Source organism: Grimontia celer, assembly GCF_900055185.1.
Taxonomy (GTDB): domain Bacteria; phylum Pseudomonadota; class Gammaproteobacteria; order Enterobacterales; family Vibrionaceae; genus Enterovibrio; species Enterovibrio celer.
In genome coordinates, this window is record NZ_FIZX01000001.1 from 1,166,336 (window position 1) to 1,183,564 (window position 17,229).

Genomic DNA, 17,229 nt, shown 5'->3' on the forward strand with positions numbered 1-17,229 from the left:
TCGATGTAAATCGAGTCCAAAGGAAGAAATTTAACGCCAAATGCAGCTATCTAGTCAACCTGAATAGGGGATTTCGACCGCTATTGAGCATGAAATCGTCGGTTTCGTGTCACTCTATTCATTAAAAGAATCCATAGTGTGATTAAGGGCTTTTCTATTGAGAACTAAATATGCGTATCGAAACTCTGTTTTAAATAGGATGTCCCTCTACAAATTGACTTAAACGAAGCGAGTTTGATTCGCATTTAACCGTTTGGCGTGTGGTAAGGCGCTTGTGATGCGAGTATCCTAGATGATTGTCCCATTTCTATTACAGGCGGCGAAGTTCGTCTGATTACGTTATGCAATAAAAGGAATCTGACATGACGCAACAACCTCAGGCCAAATATCGCAAAGACTATAAGGCACCTGAATACACGATTACTCATATTGACCTGGATTTTGACTTACACGAGTCGACAACACGTGTGATTGCGAAGAGCAAAGTGGTGCAGCAGGTTGCTGGCTCAGATTCTATGATGTTGGATGGTGAAGGACTTTCGCTGAAGCGTGTTGAAGTGAACGGAGAAGCCTGGAGCCAATACCAAGAAAGCAAAGAAGGATTGTTGCTTTCCAACCTGCCGACAGAATTTGATTTGCTGATCGAAACTGAAATCGACCCAGCCGCTAATACATCACTGGAGGGACTTTACCTTTCTGATGGTGCGTATTGCACACAGTGTGAAGCAGAAGGCTTCCGCCGTATTACTTACTATCTGGATCGCCCGGATGTACTGGCGAAATTCACCACCAAAATTACGGCGGATAAATCTGCATTCCCATTCTTATTGAGCAACGGTAACAAAATTGGCTCAGGTGAAGCGGAAGGTGGTCGCCACTGGGTGCAATGGGAAGATCCATATGCAAAACCAAGCTACCTCTTTGCTTTGGTCGGTGGTGACTTCGATTTGCTGGAAGATACCTTTACGACTCGTAGCGGTCGTAATGTGGCGCTTGAAATTTTTGTCGACAAGGGCAATCTAGACCGTGCTACCCACGCGATGACTTCTTTGAAAAACTCCATGAAGTGGGATGAAGATCGTTTCGACCTTGAATACGACCTTGATATCTACATGATCGTCGCAGTTGATTTCTTCAATATGGGCGCGATGGAAAACAAAGGTCTTAACGTCTTTAACTCTAAATACGTGCTGGCAAATTCTGATACCGCAACTGACATTGACTATCTCGGCATTGAAGCGGTTATCGGTCACGAGTACTTCCATAACTGGTCAGGTAACCGTGTCACTTGCCGTGACTGGTTCCAGCTGAGCTTGAAAGAAGGTTTGACTGTTTTCCGAGATCAGGAATTTTCATCTGACCTGGGTTCTCGAGCAGTAAACCGCATCAGCAATGTTCGTGTGATGCGTGGCCCTCAGTTTGCGGAAGATTGTAGCCCAATGGCGCATCCGATCCGTCCTGACAAAGTGATCGAAATGAATAACTTCTACACCCTGACCGTTTACGAAAAGGGAAGCGAAGTGATTCGTATGATGCATACATTGCTTGGTGAAGCGAAATTCCAAAAAGGCATCAAGCTTTACTTCGAACGCCATGATGGAACAGCAGCGACTTGCGAAGATTTCGTGAAAGCTATGGAAGATGCGTCCGGCACTGACCTCGGCCAATTCCGTTTGTGGTACAGCCAATCTGGTACGCCGGTATTGGATGTGACTAGCGAATACAACGAATCAAACCAGACTTTTGCATTGACAGTGAAACAACACACTGCGCCAACAGCAGATCAAAAAGAGAAGCAGCCATTGCTGATTCCATTTGATGTTGAGCTCTATGACGCAAAAGGTGGTGTGATTGAGTTACAACGTAACGGTAAAAATGTGCATCATGTTCTGCACGTTACTGAAGCAGAACAAACCTTCGTGTTTGACAACGTCATTGAGAACCCTGTGGTTTCCATGCTGCGCGAATTCTCTGCGCCAGTAAAACTCAACTACAACTACTCTGATGATGAGCTGACTTTCTTGATGGTTCACGCTCGTAATGAGTTTGCGCGTTGGGATGCCGGTCAGATGTTGTTGGCGAAACATATCAAAGCAAACGTCGCACGTGTCCAACAGGGCGAGGGTGTGGAACTGCCAAATGAAGTTGTTGATGCATTCCGTGGCGTGTTGCTCAACAAAGAATTGGATGTGGCGTTGATTGCAGAAGTACTCACACTGCCGAGTGAAAATGAAATAGGTGGTTGGTTCGATGTGGTCGACGTTGATGCTATCAACAGGGTGCGTAGTGAAATCAAACATCGTCTCGCGGCAGAACTTGCTGATGAGTTCAGTGCGATTTACCACACGTTAAAACAAGACCAATACACTATCGACCATGCAGCAATTGGAAAGCGGTCATTGCGTAATGTTTGTTTGAGTTATTTAGCTTCAGTCGAACTGGGCGAAGCATTAGTGACTGCACATTTTGAAGATTCTAACAACATGACCGACACCGCGGCAGCGCTGGCAGCTGCAAATCACGCAGAACTGTCAAACCGCGATGCTCTGATGAAGTCTTTCAGCGATAAGTGGCAACATGATGGTTTGGTGATGGACAAGTGGTTTGTACTGCAAGGTTGTAACCCTGCAGCTAACGCACTTGAAAATCTCAAGGCGCAAATGAGTCACCCAGCATTTAGCTTGAAGAACCCGAACCGTACTCGTTCACTGGTCGGCTCTTTCTGTAATGCGAACCCAGTGCATTTCCATGCGAAAGATGGTTCTGGATATGCGTTTTTGACGGAAATACTGCTTAAATTGAACGAATCTAACCCGCAAGTAGCTTCCCGATTAATTGATCCTTTGCTGAAATTTAAGCGATTCGATAAAGATCGTCAGAAATTAATGCGTGATCAACTTGAACGTTTAGGTAGCCTTGATAACCTCGCGAAAGATCTTTTCGAGAAAATCAACAAAGCGCTGGAAGCTTAAACCGTACGCTTGCTAATTAATACCGATTAGGTAATTTAAAAGCCGTCTAAAAGGAGACGGCTTTTTTTATGAACTCGAGTGTCTATTTATTTTCTGTGGATATCGATTACCACATTTTTCAACAGCACTATAGCGGTGCTGCGTCGACCGTAGTTGTTAGGACGGACAATGGTTTAACCTTGCAACTACCTGCATCGCGCCTGCGTCCATATTTGAGTCAACTGGGTGTAAAAGGGCGATTCAGGTTAACAGTTGACGAACAAAATCGCTTTAAATCTCTTGAACAAATCGGCTAAACCGTACGGCAATCACATAACTAAAAACTCGAATCTAATTAACGAAAATTGATGTAACGAAATTATAAATGACGCCGTAAACTACTCCATGAGTCGCAAAGACTATTTAACCTCTATACTCATAGCGATCACATAAAAAATATATGGAGTAAACCATGACCGCGCGTGACCCTATTGTGCCGGTGTTACTTGAGAAGGTTTATCATCTTATTGCTGAAAAACTGGACAAGACACAACAACCGCTTGTAGAAACTTTGGCAAAAAGGATTTTGGGTCCCATCTCAGATGATGATTTGCAGGAAAGGAATGAATCCGACCTCTACGGCGCTGTTATCAGCCTGTGGCATCATTTGAACGCTTTCGAACAAGACAAAATTTTCGTTAAAGTTTTTAACCCTACACTGAGTGGCGACGGATGGCAGTCCACTCACACCATCGTTGAAATCCTCACTCCTGATGCACCATTCCTTGTCGACTCTGTCCGCATGGCGCTCAACCGTCTGGACATTGCATCGCACCTTATGCTCAACGGACCTTTGTCTGTAGAGAAAGATGCGAAGGGCAACGTGAAAGCAATCGGTGATGATAAAGGAGTAAGACAAACTGTCTTCCATCTCGAAATCGACCGTATGCGTTCGAAAAAGGAGATGTCGGCTCTTGAGAAAGAGTTAACTGAAACTCTAACTGACGTTGCGTTAATCGTTAACGACTGGCAACCGATGCAGGAAAAGATCAAGTCCGTCATCGCATCACTTAAGAAAGACAAACCGCCGGTCAGTAAAGACCTCCAAGAAGAAGCCGTCGACTTTCTGCAGTGGATTGCGTCTCACAACTTTACCTTTATGGCTTATAAGTATTACGACCTCAAAGCCATAGAGGGTGACCACGAACTGATTGCTTCGTCTCAACAAGGGTTAGGTCTCGCGAAGAAGCTGGATCCAAAACGTCCTGGTCTCAAGTTATCTGAAATGCCAGAATCCGCCCGTGCGACTGCACTGCGTAAAGATTTGCTGGTCATTAATAAGGCCAGCAGTAAATCGCGCGTTCACCGTCCTGCATACATGGATTACATCGGTATCAAATGCTTTGATAAGAAGGGCAATGTTATCGGTGAGCATCGTTTCCATGGTCTCTATGCCTCTTCTGCGTACAACCAGTCAACCACCAGCATTCCTGTTCTGAAGAACAAAGTTCGCCGGATCCTCGAGATCAGCGGTTACTACGAGGGATCGCACTCGTGGAAGGCATTGGCAAACATCATCGAGAACTTCCCGCGTGATGAACTGTTTCAGGCGAGCGAGTCTGAAATGCTCGATATCGGTATGGGTATTGTGCAGGTTCAAGACCGTGACATGCTGAGAATCTTTGTGCGCCGTGACCCATTCGGCCGTTTCTTTTCATGCATGGTTTACGTTTCTCGTGAGCGTTACAACACCGAGTTCCGCCGCGCAACTCAACGTATTTTGGGCAACTACTTTGGTTCAGATCAAGATGTTGAGTTCAATACTTTCTTCTCTGAAAGTCCGTTGGCGAGAACCCATTACATTGTGCGTGTAGATAACAACAACTTTGACATTGATGTGAAGAAATTGGAGCAGAATCTGACTGAAGCAGCATCAACGTGGGATGATCGCCTGCAGGAAGCAGTGATTACAACTTTTGGTGAAAACCTGGGTACACCTGTTGCGAAACGCTACCTTGGTGCATTCCCTCGTTCTTACAAAGAGGCTATGTTGCCAGGTTCGGCAGTGGCAGATATCGAACGCCTTGAAGGGCTGAGTGAAGAGAAAAAGCTGGATATGCTTTTCTACCGTCCTCAGGAAGAACCTCAAGATTCGCGTTCAGTTCGCCTTAAACTGTTCCAGAAAGATGAAGCTATTCACTTGTCAGACGTGATGCCAATGCTCGAAAACCTCGGTCTTCGTGTTATTGGTGAAGCGCCATATAAAGTAGAAACCACATCAGGTGATGTTTTCTGGATCCTCGACTTCTCTATGCTCCACAGTGCTGACAAAGGCTTTGTGCTTTCCGAAGCTCGTGATCGTTTCCAAGATGCCTTCGCAGGTATCTGGCACGGCAAGCTAGAGAACGATGGCTTCAATCGCTTGGTACTGAATGCTGGCTTGAGTGGTCGCGAAGTTACGATCCTACGTTCTTATGCGCGTTACATGCGTCAGGTCGCGTTCCCTTTCAGTCAGTCATACATCGAAGAGACACTGGCTTCCCATGCGGACTTGGCTCAGTTGTTGGTTCAGCTATTCAGTAAGCGATTCAATCCGAACAAGAATAGCGAAAAAGAACAAAAGCAAATCATCGGCAAGATCGAGGAAGAGCTGGAGCAGGTTGAGAGTCTGGATGATGACCGTATTATTCGTCGCTACATGGAAATGATTCTGGCGACGCTTCGTACGAACTTCTATCAGAAAGACAAAGAAACAGGCGAGTGTAAAGATTACCTGTCTCTGAAACTTCAGCCTTCCAACATCCCTGAAATTCCTAAGCCAGTACCTTTCTTCGAGATCTTTGTGTACTCGCCAGACATTGAGGGTGTTCACCTTCGTGGTGGTAAAGTTGCACGCGGTGGCCTGCGTTGGTCCGACCGTCAGGAAGACTTTCGTACAGAAGTACTTGGCCTGGTGAAAGCACAGCAGGTTAAGAACACCGTTATCGTACCCGTTGGTGCCAAAGGTGGCTTTGTCTGTAAGAAGCAGCATTCATTGAGCGGTCGTGATGAGATTTTCGCTGAAGGTCAGCGTTGCTACCGCATGTTTATCCGTGGTCTGCTTGATATTACTGACAACATCGTTGAAGGAGAGCTGACGCCGCCAGTGAACGTTGTTCGTCATGATGAAGACGACCCGTATTTGGTTGTTGCAGCGGACAAAGGTACAGCGACGTTCTCAGATCTCGCGAACTCTGTATCAGAAGAATATAACTTCTGGTTGGGTGATGCATTTGCATCTGGTGGTTCAAACGGTTACGACCATAAAGCCATGGGTATCACGGCGAAAGGTGGTTGGGAATCTGTGAAACGCCACTTCCGCGAAATAGGTATCGATTGCCAGGAAACTGATTTCACTTGTGTGGCAGTGGGCGACATGGCGGGTGATGTATTCGGTAACGGTATGTTGTTGTCTAAACACATCAAACTACTTTCTGCATTCAACCACCTACACATCTTCATCGATCCTAACCCGGATTCAGCGAAATCTTGGGTAGAACGTGATCGTCTATTCAAGCTGCCACGTTCAAGCTGGGAAGATTACAATCCCAAGTTGATCTCGAAGGGCGGTGGTGTGTTCTCGCGTAAAGCGAAATCTATCGAGCTGACACCTGAAATCCAGAAAATGCTGGGCGTTCGCAAACAAACTATGACGCCTAACGAGTTGATCAAACAGATCCTGAAAACAAATGTGGATCTGTTCTGGAACGGTGGTATCGGTACTTATACCAAAGCAGAATCTGAAACTCATACTGATGTTGGTGACCGCGCGAACGACGCATTACGTGTTAACGGAAATGAGTTGGGTGCCCGTATTGTCGGCGAGGGTGGTAACCTGGGTATGACGCAACTTGGTCGTATCGAATACGCGATGAATGGTGGCCGAGTTAATACTGACTTTATTGATAACGTCGGCGGCGTAGACTGTTCGGACAATGAAGTTAACATCAAGATCTTGCTAAATGGTCTGGTGGCAGCGGGGGATCTGACATACAAGCAACGCAATGAGCTACTTGAGCGTATGGAAGATGAAGTTTCTGACATCGTGCTCGATGATGCTTATTGCCAGAGTGAATCTATCTCTGTCACATCCGAGCAGCAGGCTTCCTTGCTCAAAGAGCAGATCCGCTTTATCCATTACCTGGAAAAAGATGGCAAACTCGATCGTGCGCTGGAATACCTGCCAGACGATGAAACACTCGCCGAGCGTCAACTGCGAGGTGTCGGGCTGACCCGTCCTGAAATCGCGGTGCTTGTGGCGTATGGCAAGATGGTACTGAAAGAACAACTGGTGATTGAACAAATCACTGAAGATCCTCACTTCGGTAAACTATTGCCAGCCTATTTCCCACAAGAGTTACAACGTAACTATCGCGATGCGATGGAAACGCACCCTCTACGTGGCGAAATTATTGCAACCAGCCTGGCAAACCAAATGTCGAATGACATGGGCTTTAACTTCGTAACCCGAATGCAAGATGAAACCGGCGCTAGCGTCGGAGACATTGCTGCGGCTTACGCGATAGCCCGTGAAGTGTTCGATTTCGGTCAGACGTTTGAAGAAGTTCGCGCGCTGGATAACAAACTTCCTGCTCAGGTTCAGTATGCAGTGATGTATCGCTGCAGACGAATGATGCGCCGTACCACCCGTTGGATTCTGCGCAATCCAATGAAAGGTAAGGGGCTTGAAGAACAAGTGGCATTCTACAAACCTGCGGTTAAGAACCTGGCGGATAACCTTGAGAAATATCTGGTTCCAGCAGAAATCAAAGAGCACGAAGAACAAGCGGAAGAATACATTATTCAGGGTGTGCCAAAAGACATCTCTAATAAAGTTGCCCGCTTGACCAGCCTGTATGCAGGTTTGGATTTGGCTCAGGTTTCGGATCAGATGAAGAAACCATTCGACGTGGTTGCCCGTTTGTACTTTGTATTGGGTGACACACTGTCGTTGCACTGGTTCCTCAAGCAAATCACTAACCAACCAGTGGAAAACCACTGGCAAGCGTTGGCTCGAGCATCATTCCGTGAAGATCTGGATTGGCAGCAACGTATGTTGACTGCGCACATCCTTGAAGGAATGAACAAAGGCGAGAGTGCAGAGCTTGGTTTAGAAGCGTGGATGGTTGAGCATGCAGTGAGTTTAGGTCGTTGGGAAAGTATTGTTGCTGAGTTTAAAGTCGGCTCCGCCCACGAATTTGCTAAATTCTCCGTTGCATTGCGGGAACTTACGCTTTTAAATTTGAATTAAGTCGATAAAGCGTTAATAATACAGCCCCGTTTATTCGGGGCTTTTTTTTGGAGGTTACATGATGTACCGCCTCGCCAGATCGGCAATTTTTCAGTTGGATCCAGAACATGCTCATGATCTGGCAATGAAGAACTTATCTCGTTTCACCGGCACTCCTCTCGATATCTTTTATCGTCAGCATCTTCCTCCTCGTCCTGTTCAAGTCATGGGACTGCATTTCAAAAACCCAGTTGGCCTAGCGGCCGGCCTTGATAAAAACGGCGAATGTATTGATGCATTTGGCGCAATGGGGTTTGGCTTCGTTGAAGTAGGGACGGTAACACCGCGCCCACAGGATGGTAACGACAAGCCGCGTTTGTTCCGCGTTCTTCCTGCTGAAGGCATTATCAATCGCATGGGTTTCAACAACCATGGTGTTGATGCGCTGGTGGAGAATGTAAAGAAGGCCAAGTACGAAGGTATCATTGGCATCAACATTGGTAAGAACAAAGACACGCCATTAGAAAATGGTAAAGACGATTACCTTATCTGTATGGACAAAGTCTATGACCATGCAGGGTACATCGCGGTAAACATTTCTTCGCCAAACACGCCAGGACTTCGTTCGCTGCAATATGGTGAAGCGTTGGATGATCTGCTTTCTTCTCTGAAAGAGCGTCAGAACAAACTGGCTGAAGAGAAGGGCAAGTATGTACCTCTCGCACTGAAGATTGCACCAGATATGACGGAAGAAGAATTAGTCCAAGTCGCTGACTCTTTAGTTCGTCATGGTATTGATGGTGTGATTGCGACTAACACGACACTTGACCGCTCTTTGGTAGAAGGCATGCCACATGCACACGAAGCGGGTGGTTTGAGTGGCCGACCTGTTCAGAATAAGAGCACTGAAGTGATTCGTCGTCTGCATCAGGAACTGAATGGCAAACTGCCAATCATCGGTGTTGGCGGTGTTGACTCTGTGATGGCGGCAAAAGAGAAGATGATGGCAGGTGCGGAACTTGTTCAGGTTTACTCTGGATTCATCTATCACGGGCCGCGTTTAGTGAAAGATATAGTTCGAAATATTTAAGCTGAAAAATTAAGTAATTTGAAAGAGAAGGGGAATTTGTTTCCCCTTTTTTTTTATCTCCTGCCGATTACACTTCTCCGAAAGCACCTTTAATTTCGATGGTCACGGACCGAATCTCAAGTTGTCGCAGGAGCGAAAACGATGTTGAAGCCAAATAACGCGTGGAAGTGGTACTTCGATTCCGAAGCTCAAACGCTGATGCTGGATTTGGGTCAGGAGATGGTTTTCCGGGTTGCCATTGAAAGAAAGCACCTCATCCCCGATGCGTTTGTTGATACCCCATTTTCAGTCGACGACGCATCACTCTTTCAAGCTTACTCTGATGCAGTAAGTGTTCTACCTATAACTGGCCCTAGAAAGGCCGAACTCGTTTTGAACGCAGTGGCAGCAAAACGCTTCCATAAACCGCTTCTACCTAAAAGCTGGTTTTTTCAGGCCCAGGAAGGGAACCTCTCTCCAGAACTAGGTTCCATCATTGAACTGAAAACCGAATACGGCAGCGAAGCTTTCTTGGTGATTGAAAACGCTGGCTGCGCATCCTTGTGCATGCATGCTAGCGAAACACCGCTTACGCTGAACGACACTAAAAATATGCGGTTTTGCGAAGCTATAAAAGTAATGAATGACCGGTTATCGACATACCAACAGCAATACGATAGCGGCAGTGGTCATTATGCGTTAGTGGGCTGATAGAGCGGCTTCTATCAGCCCCATTTTCTTTCTTATCATATCTACCTATTTATTCTCGTTCCGATACTTTATTCCTGAGTTGTGCTTTTGGCATTCGCTGTAAAGCCATTGGAGTTTAGCGTGTCCATTCTGTCTACCTACTTACACCTCTTTTGATAGATCCCACCATTGTACTCCCGTTCACTTGCGACCAATTAATCGTCCAAAGATGAGCATCAATATAGGCAATGAAAAGGGCATGAGTTAAAGCACGTTTTCACACAAAATTGCTTTCAAAAACGCCGAGCCTGGTGCTCATCATTCTCAAATTTATTGCTAAATTTTCTGACAGTGAAGGTAAGAAAAGTGCCCGCGACAGTCAGAAAATAGTGCCTCTGCATGTAGTACGTATAGTGATTAATGTCACATAAATAGATTCTATCTGCTGTATTTTTACTCTTTGTTTATCCCTCAATTACGTCAAATTTAGTTCAAATTCATAAACGACATAGAGGCCATTTCCTCTTTTTAGCGCGGTATTCTGAGTAAATCTGGCTTCTGGTATATACCAGATATTATGGATTTATTTAGTTTCCCATTCGGAAAGAGTGTTCCAGATTTCGATAAACTAAGCCCTTTATTTAATTAGCTCTGTGGATAAGTATGTGCTTACTTCTTATTCCAAAAACAGCAGAATAGTTGGCATTGTTTGAGCTAGGAGGGCGGCATGATTGGCTTGAGTGCTAATGTTTCCATGTGGAAACGTAATTTCTCATTGTGGGTAAGTGATTTGATAGAGGTTACTTGATGCTGTACGGGAGATGCATGCACTTGACCAATCGCCTTCTTTGGAGAAATCGAAATCTGTAGGAACCGAGTTGATTTGATGAGCCATAGTGCTTGAACGACGAAGTTTGTTATCAAGGAAAATAGTGAGATAAATCACCCTTGATAGAGCGTTGACGTCTGAATTCGTTTATAATCGCGCGCAACATTCCTCAGAATCCATATCCATGAATCAATATTTAGCAATTACCTCCCGCGGTTTAGAAAACCTGTTAGCAGAAGAACTCGAAAAGCTGGGTGCCAGCAGCGTGAAAGCTGTGAGTGCTGGTGTACGCTTCCGCGCGGATGAGAAAACTCTTTACACGTGCTGTTTATGGAGCCGCACGGCGTCACGTTTCATTCTTGTTCTGGGTGAATTCGCTGTACGTGACGACATGGACCTGTATCTGGGCGCTTCGGCTATTAACTGGCCGCAGTATTTCAGTGAGAGAAAACGTATCGCAGTTGATTTCAATGGTACAAACCGAGAAATCCGAAATAGCCAATATGGCGCGTTGAAAGTCAAAGATGCGATTGTTGACCGTTTCGTGAAAGCGGATTTGGATCGTCCCAGCATCGACCGTGAGCAGCCAGATCTGCGGATTCACATGCGCCTTTCTAAAGAGCAAGGCCTATTGGGTATCGATATGGTGGGTTCTGGCTTGCACCAACGCGGCTATCGCACAGAATCTGGTGCCGCACCGCTTCGTGAAACCAACGCTGCAGCATTGGTCATGAAAAGTGGCTGGACCTTTGACAAGCCTTTGCTGGACCCAATGTGTGGTTCGGGAACCTTGCTGATCGAAGCGGCAATGATGGCTGCAGAAGTAGCGCCTGGCCTAAAACGCAAGCGTTGGGGTTTTGAGGCGCTTAAATCGTTCAATCGTGAAGAGTGGATGGAAGTGCACGCAGAAGTGACTTTCAAATCAAAGAAAGGCCCTGCGAAGTGCGAAAGTCAGTTTTTCGGTTTCGATAATGACCGTCGTGTTCTGGAAACGGCTAAAGCAAACGCCCGTCGTGCTGGCGTAGCTGACCTGATTCAGTTTGAGTTAGGTGACGCAGCGGAACTGATGCGACCAGAAGGCTTCGGAGAGGGCAATATCATCTGTAACCCTCCATACGGTGAGCGTCTGGGGACTACGCCAGGTCTTATCGCGCTATACACTCAGCTTGGCGTTCAATTGAAAAGCCAATTTAAAGGCTCTATAGCATCCATCTACTCGGGTTCTGACGAGTTGCTGAGCTGCTTGCGCATGCGAGCTGATAATACTTACAAGCTTCGTAATGGCGCGCTTGATTGTGTGATGAAGACTTATCACATCACCGCTCGCGGTGAGGTGACAACGTCACAGGGTGAGCCAGCGCCGGTCGCAGATGTTGCGCCTGAATTCACCAACCGTCTTCGCAAAAACATTAAGAAACTGGATAAATGGGCGAAACAACAAGGTGTTGAATGTTACCGTCTATACGATTCAGACCTGCCTGAGTATAACGCGGCGATAGACCGCTACAGCGACAACATTGTTATTCAGGAATATGCGCCACCTAAAACCGTTCCAGAAGAGAAAGCACGTCGTCGTCTGCTGGACATGGTTCGCGCAACCATCGCTGTAACTGGCGTGAATGCCAACAATGTGGTTCTGAAAACCCGAGAGAAGCAGAAAGGTACCAACCAGTACGAGAAGTTAGGTGAAGCCAAGCGCTTTATGAAGGTTCATGAGTACGGTGTGACGCTGGAAGTGAATCTCTATGATTATCTCGATACGGGTCTGTTTCTGGATCACCGCTATACACGCAAAATGTTGGGTGAAAAAGCGAAAGGTAAAGATTTCCTCAACCTGTTTGCTTACACCGGTACAGCGACCGTTCACGCGGCTGTAGGTGGTGCTAAATCTACGACAACGGTAGATATGTCGAAGACCTATCTTGCTTGGGCAGAGCGCAACATGAAGCTTAACGGCAAAGTAGGGCGCCAGCACATGTTTGAGCAAGCTGACTGTTTGAAGTGGCTGTCGTTGGCAAAAGGCCAATATGATCTGATTTTTATCGATCCGCCGACCTTCTCTAATTCTAAGCGAATGCTCGATACGTTTGATGTCCAACGTGATCACATCAAACTGATGACAGAGCTTAAGCGCCTGCTACGTGAAGGCGGAGAAATCGTCTTCTCTAACAACAAGCGTAACTTCAAAATGGATGTTGACGCGTTGGCAGAGCTGGGCCTTCAAGCTCTGAACATCACAAACCGCTCAATCCCGATGGACTTTGAGCGTAACAAACAGATTCACAACTGTTGGATTATCACACACAAGGAAGGTTAATGGCCTTAATCCTCTACAGCACGGAAGGGTGTCACTTATGTGAAGAGGCATTGGCGCTATATCAGGCAGCGGGTAAAACCGCTGCCTTGCGCGTTGTAGACATAGCGTTTGATGACGCACTGTTTAAGCGTTACGGCGTCACTATTCCGGTGCTTTCTCTCCAAAATAATGACGGCTCAGTCGACGATGAACTGGGCTGGCCATTCGATTCTTCAGCTTTAAACATTTGGTTAGTAAAACATGGCATTGATTAACATCACTAACGCACAACTGGCTTATGGTGATAACCCGTTGCTGGATGGCGCAGAGTTTATCCTGCAGCAGGGTGAACGGGTTTGTTTGGTTGGGCGTAATGGCGCTGGTAAATCAACCTTAATGAAGGTGATTCATGGCAACGTCCAACTTGATGACGGCAGCATTAACCGCCAACAAGATCTGAAGGTTTCCCGCTTAGAGCAGGATCCTCCGCGAGACGCAGAGGGAAGTGTTGTTGATTATGTCGCTGAGGGATTGGCAGAAGTCGGTGCGCAACTCAAAGAGTATCACGACCTTCTGGGCTTAATTGAGCATGATCCAAGCGAGAAGAACATTAATCGCTTGGCACGCGTGCAGGAACAATTGGAGCATTCAGGCGCGTGGCGTTTCGAGAACCAACTGACCACCGTATTGGGCGCATTGAAACTGGATGGCACTAAAAAGCTTTCCGAGCTCTCAGGTGGCTGGCAGCGCAAAGCGGCACTGGCTCGCGCGCTGGTGTGTGATCCAGACGTTCTGCTGCTTGATGAGCCAACCAACCACCTTGATGTGGCGACTATCATCTGGCTGGAAACCTTCCTGAAAGATTTCAAAGGTGCCATCGTCTTCATCTCGCACGATCGCGCTTTTATCCGTTCTATGGCAACCCGTATTGTCGATTTAGATCGTGGCCAACTGACATCCTGGCCGGGCGACTACGAGAAGTATCTCGAAGGCAAGGAAGAGATGTTGCGCGTGGAAGCCGAGCAGAATGCCGAATTTGATAAGAAACTGGCTCAGGAAGAAACCTGGATTCGCCAGGGCATCAAAGCACGCCGTACCCGCAATGAAGGCCGTGTGCGCGCTCTGAAACAGCTTCGTCGTGAGCGTGCAGATCGCGTAGAAGTGCAGGGCAATGCAAACATTCAACTGGATGAAGCTGTGCGCTCGGGCAAGATTGTGTTTGAAGCCAGTGACATCGACTATCACTGGGATGGTAAAAAGATCATCGGTGATTTCAGTTTCAATGTAATGCGTGGTGACCGTATCGCGCTGATCGGCCCCAATGGCTGTGGTAAAAGCACGCTTTTGAAGCTGATGCTGGAAAAAATCGCTCCAGATTCAGGTAAGTTCCATGTGGGTACCAAGTTGGAAGTGGCTTACTTTGACCAGTACCGCGAAAAACTGGATCCGGAAAAGACGGTTATTGACAACCTGGCTGAAGGAAAAATGGAAGTAGAAGTAGGGGGCCGTAAGCGACATGTGCTCGGTTACCTGCAAGACTTCTTATTCCATCCACGCCGTGCCCGTACGCCGGTAAAAGCGCTGTCAGGTGGCGAGAAGAACAGGCTTCTGTTGGCACGAATTTTTCTAAAGCCCTGCAACCTTTTGGTACTCGATGAACCAACCAACGATTTGGACATCGAAACTCTGGAACTTTTGGAAGAATTGCTTGCCAATTATCAGGGTACGTTACTGTTGGTGAGCCACGATCGTCAGTTCGTCGACAATACCGTTACCCATAGCTGGATTTTTGAAGGCGATGGTGTCATCCGTAAATTCGTTGGTGGCTATCACGATGCGATGCAGCAACGTGAGAACTACCTAAAGACCATCGAGTCAGAAAAGCCGAAAGCGAAGGAAGCTCCAAAGGAAGAAGCGCCTAAAAAACAGGCAAATAACAATAAGCCGGGCAAAAAACTGTCTTACAAGTTGCAAAGAGAGCTTGAAGCACTTCCACAGCTTATTGAAAACCTAGAGAATGAAATCGCGCAAATACAGGAATCGGTAAACGATCCTGCGTTCTTCCAGAAAAGTACGGAAGAAACACAGCCTGTCCTGCAGCGTTTGAGCGACGCAGAAGCTGAGTTGGAAACCGCCTTTGAAAGATGGGAAGAACTCGAAGAGATGCAAAAGGAATCGTAATGCAGTTCAACAAATTCAAACTATCAGCTATCGCACTTGCTGTGGCTGGTATCCCTGCGGTAGCAAATGCTGCCCTGTACCAAGTCCAGTTGATGGATGCACCTTCAAGTAATTCATCTCAAACAACAGCAATTTCTTCTGATTCATCGAAGGTTTCTGTTGAAGGTTTGAGTGGTCCGGTTGGTCTGAACTACTCAGAAGAACTGCCCTATATGGTAGATGTCGAGCATTTCATTAACAGTCAGGACGATCTGTACCGGTACTGCCGCGATTTTCTGGGTTACAACACCTGTGAAGAGTGGGCTGATGAAAGATGGTACGGTGTTCAAGCTACCGGGGCTGTCTGTGATAGTGAAGATAGTACGCAAAACTGCCTTGGTGGTTTGAAGAAAGAAATTGATGCATGGAGTAATGGCTTCAGCAGCAATAGTGTTGCCACAGTAAACGGAACGTCTGTTAATCCTTTTGGTAATGGTGTTAATGGCACTGAACCTCCGGGTAGTCCAGATCCCGCGTCGACCAATGTAGTTGTTAACTCTGTGACAGATGGAGGCGTTCCAGTTGGTGCTTCAAGTGGTCCTTACACCAACTCTGGCGCTATTCACGCACGAGCATTCCAACGCAGAGGCTTTTACGGAGAAGCTGAAATGTTGCCTCCATCAGGTTCAAGCACAGTCATAGAAGCGATTGGACAAACCAACGCCAACGGCGTAATTGAAGCAGCAAGTCAGACTATTGTTTTTGGCTCAGCTTCAGTAGCAAACATGGCTGATGTGGGTAACGGAAATAAAGTTCCTGAAGACACTGGTCTAGCAAATCTTTCAAGCTGTGCAACTAACCTGAATTACTCGGATCGCGCTTGCCAGTACTTCCAATTTGCCAATCAGGCTTCTATTTGGTTGGCATCAGGCTCTGGTGCGGCTGATGCCGTCAATGCTTTTGCTATTGCAGATTTTCCAAATGGAGCGACGGGCAACACTGACGATACCGCGCAGGGCAGCGTAAATGCAGCTGCTATTGTAAGTAACAGTGCCCCAACCATGGTTGGTTTTAACACTTATAACGACAGTGGCTTTTATGCACGAGCTGTAAAATACACACCAGTTGCCGACTTCGCTACCTGTATAACAGGAACAACCAAACGCTGCTGGGATATGTCGCTGATACCTGGTGTCGATATTCGTCAGAGCGGAGACATCATTTATCAATACACCGAAGCGACTGATATTAACAGTAGTGGCGTTGTTGTTGGGGTAGCAAAGAATGCACGCCTGAATAACGGTGCTTATGCAGAAACCGTATTCGTTAACAATGGCAGTTCCACCACGCTTCTGGGTACGTCACAGAGTGCTCTGTTCTTTAACGGGTACAACGCGACTGCTGCCGCTATCAACGACAATAACGAGCTGGTCGGTAAGGTTGATATCGAGAATTCACGTGATCGATCACGTCGTCAACGTGGCTACATCTATGCGCACGGTACACTGAGTGCGGACTTTGACGGCACTCGTGGTTGGCGTCTGGACGATTTGACTAACGATGACAATCCGACCGGAAATGCTAACCAGTTCCGTATTGCCGAAGCATTTGATATTGCAGCAAATGGCGATATTGCCGCTTCAGCTTTCTACTGTGCTGGTGGATATAGCTCAGTAGCGCATAATGCAAGATGTAACGGAACCGAAGAGCTGGTAGCTGTAAAACTGGTTCGCCAGTCGGGTGATATTTCTCCTCGTCCAGAAGAAAGAAATGTTATCGAACGTAGCGGTGGTGGTATGGGTGCACTAGGTCTCGGCCTATTGGCACTGGGCGGAATTTTCCGCCGTAAAAAGTAATTTCACTTTCTGGCTCATCTTCACAAATTTCTGTTGGATGAGCCTTTCGATGCTTGATTATTTATTAACCATGCGTGAATCTTAATTGGTGAGGGTCATAAAAGATCAA

General features: G+C 46.8%; 9 protein-coding genes. All 9 read left to right on the forward strand.

Features of this window, described 5'->3' with window-relative positions; genetic code table 11:
* The first annotated feature begins 362 nt into the window (after nt 1–362).
* Entirely contained in the window at nt 363–2,972 is a 2,610-nt protein-coding gene (gene pepN, locus GCE9029_RS05210) for an aminopeptidase N (protein WP_062661419.1), read from the forward strand.
* A 68-nt stretch (nt 2,973–3,040) separates the two neighbouring features.
* Entirely contained in the window at nt 3,041–3,268 is a 228-nt protein-coding gene (locus tag GCE9029_RS05215; RefSeq protein ID WP_062661421.1) for a DUF2835 domain-containing protein, read from the forward strand.
* 155 nt (nt 3,269–3,423) lie between these two features.
* A complete protein-coding gene (locus GCE9029_RS05220; protein WP_062661423.1) occupies nt 3,424–8,241 on the forward strand; it encodes an NAD-glutamate dehydrogenase in 4,818 nt (1,605 codons plus the stop codon).
* Between the two features lie 58 nt (nt 8,242–8,299).
* The gene (gene pyrD / locus GCE9029_RS05225) at nt 8,300–9,310 is read left to right on the forward strand and encodes a quinone-dependent dihydroorotate dehydrogenase (RefSeq protein WP_062661425.1); all 1,011 of its coding nucleotides are present in this window, start codon (nt 8,300–8,302) and stop codon (nt 9,308–9,310) included.
* A 141-nt stretch (nt 9,311–9,451) separates the two neighbouring features.
* The gene (locus GCE9029_RS05230) at nt 9,452–10,000 is read left to right on the forward strand and encodes a cell division protein ZapC (RefSeq protein ID WP_062661427.1); all 549 of its coding nucleotides are present in this window, start codon (nt 9,452–9,454) and stop codon (nt 9,998–10,000) included.
* A 992-nt stretch (nt 10,001–10,992) separates the two neighbouring features.
* Nucleotides 10,993–13,125, forward strand: a complete 2,133-nt coding sequence (gene rlmKL, locus GCE9029_RS05235) for a bifunctional 23S rRNA (guanine(2069)-N(7))-methyltransferase RlmK/23S rRNA (guanine(2445)-N(2))-methyltransferase RlmL (protein WP_062661429.1) — start codon at nt 10,993–10,995, stop codon at nt 13,123–13,125.
* A complete protein-coding gene (locus GCE9029_RS05240; RefSeq protein ID WP_062661431.1) occupies nt 13,125–13,379 on the forward strand; it encodes a glutaredoxin family protein in 255 nt (84 codons plus the stop codon). The genes rlmKL and GCE9029_RS05240 overlap by 1 nt, the downstream gene beginning before the upstream one ends.
* A complete protein-coding gene (gene uup, locus GCE9029_RS05245) occupies nt 13,366–15,285 on the forward strand; it encodes an ATP-binding cassette ATPase Uup (RefSeq protein WP_062661433.1) in 1,920 nt (639 codons plus the stop codon). Before GCE9029_RS05240 ends, uup begins: the two co-directional genes overlap by 14 nt.
* Nucleotides 15,285–17,120 carry a DUF3466 family protein gene (locus tag GCE9029_RS05250; RefSeq protein WP_062661435.1) on the forward strand — a complete coding sequence of 612 codons (1,836 nt, stop codon included), beginning with the start codon at nt 15,285–15,287 and terminating at the stop codon, nt 17,118–17,120. Before uup ends, GCE9029_RS05250 begins: the two co-directional genes overlap by 1 nt.
* Nucleotides 17,121–17,229: the final 109 nt, after the last annotated feature.

Coding starts and splice junctions, on each gene's coding strand:
- pepN (WP_062661419.1), top strand. CDS start 363: ATGACGCAACAACCTCAGGCCAAATATCGCAAAGACTATAAGGCACCT.
- GCE9029_RS05215 (WP_062661421.1), top strand. CDS start 3,041: ATGAACTCGAGTGTCTATTTATTTTCTGTGGATATCGATTACCACATT.
- GCE9029_RS05220 (WP_062661423.1), top strand. CDS start 3,424: ATGACCGCGCGTGACCCTATTGTGCCGGTGTTACTTGAGAAGGTTTAT.
- pyrD (WP_062661425.1), top strand. CDS start 8,300: ATGATGTACCGCCTCGCCAGATCGGCAATTTTTCAGTTGGATCCAGAA.
- GCE9029_RS05230 (WP_062661427.1), top strand. CDS start 9,452: ATGTTGAAGCCAAATAACGCGTGGAAGTGGTACTTCGATTCCGAAGCT.
- rlmKL (WP_062661429.1), top strand. CDS start 10,993: ATGAATCAATATTTAGCAATTACCTCCCGCGGTTTAGAAAACCTGTTA.
- GCE9029_RS05240 (WP_062661431.1), top strand. CDS start 13,125: ATGGCCTTAATCCTCTACAGCACGGAAGGGTGTCACTTATGTGAAGAG.
- uup (WP_062661433.1), top strand. CDS start 13,366: ATGGCATTGATTAACATCACTAACGCACAACTGGCTTATGGTGATAAC.
- GCE9029_RS05250 (WP_062661435.1), top strand. CDS start 15,285: ATGCAGTTCAACAAATTCAAACTATCAGCTATCGCACTTGCTGTGGCT.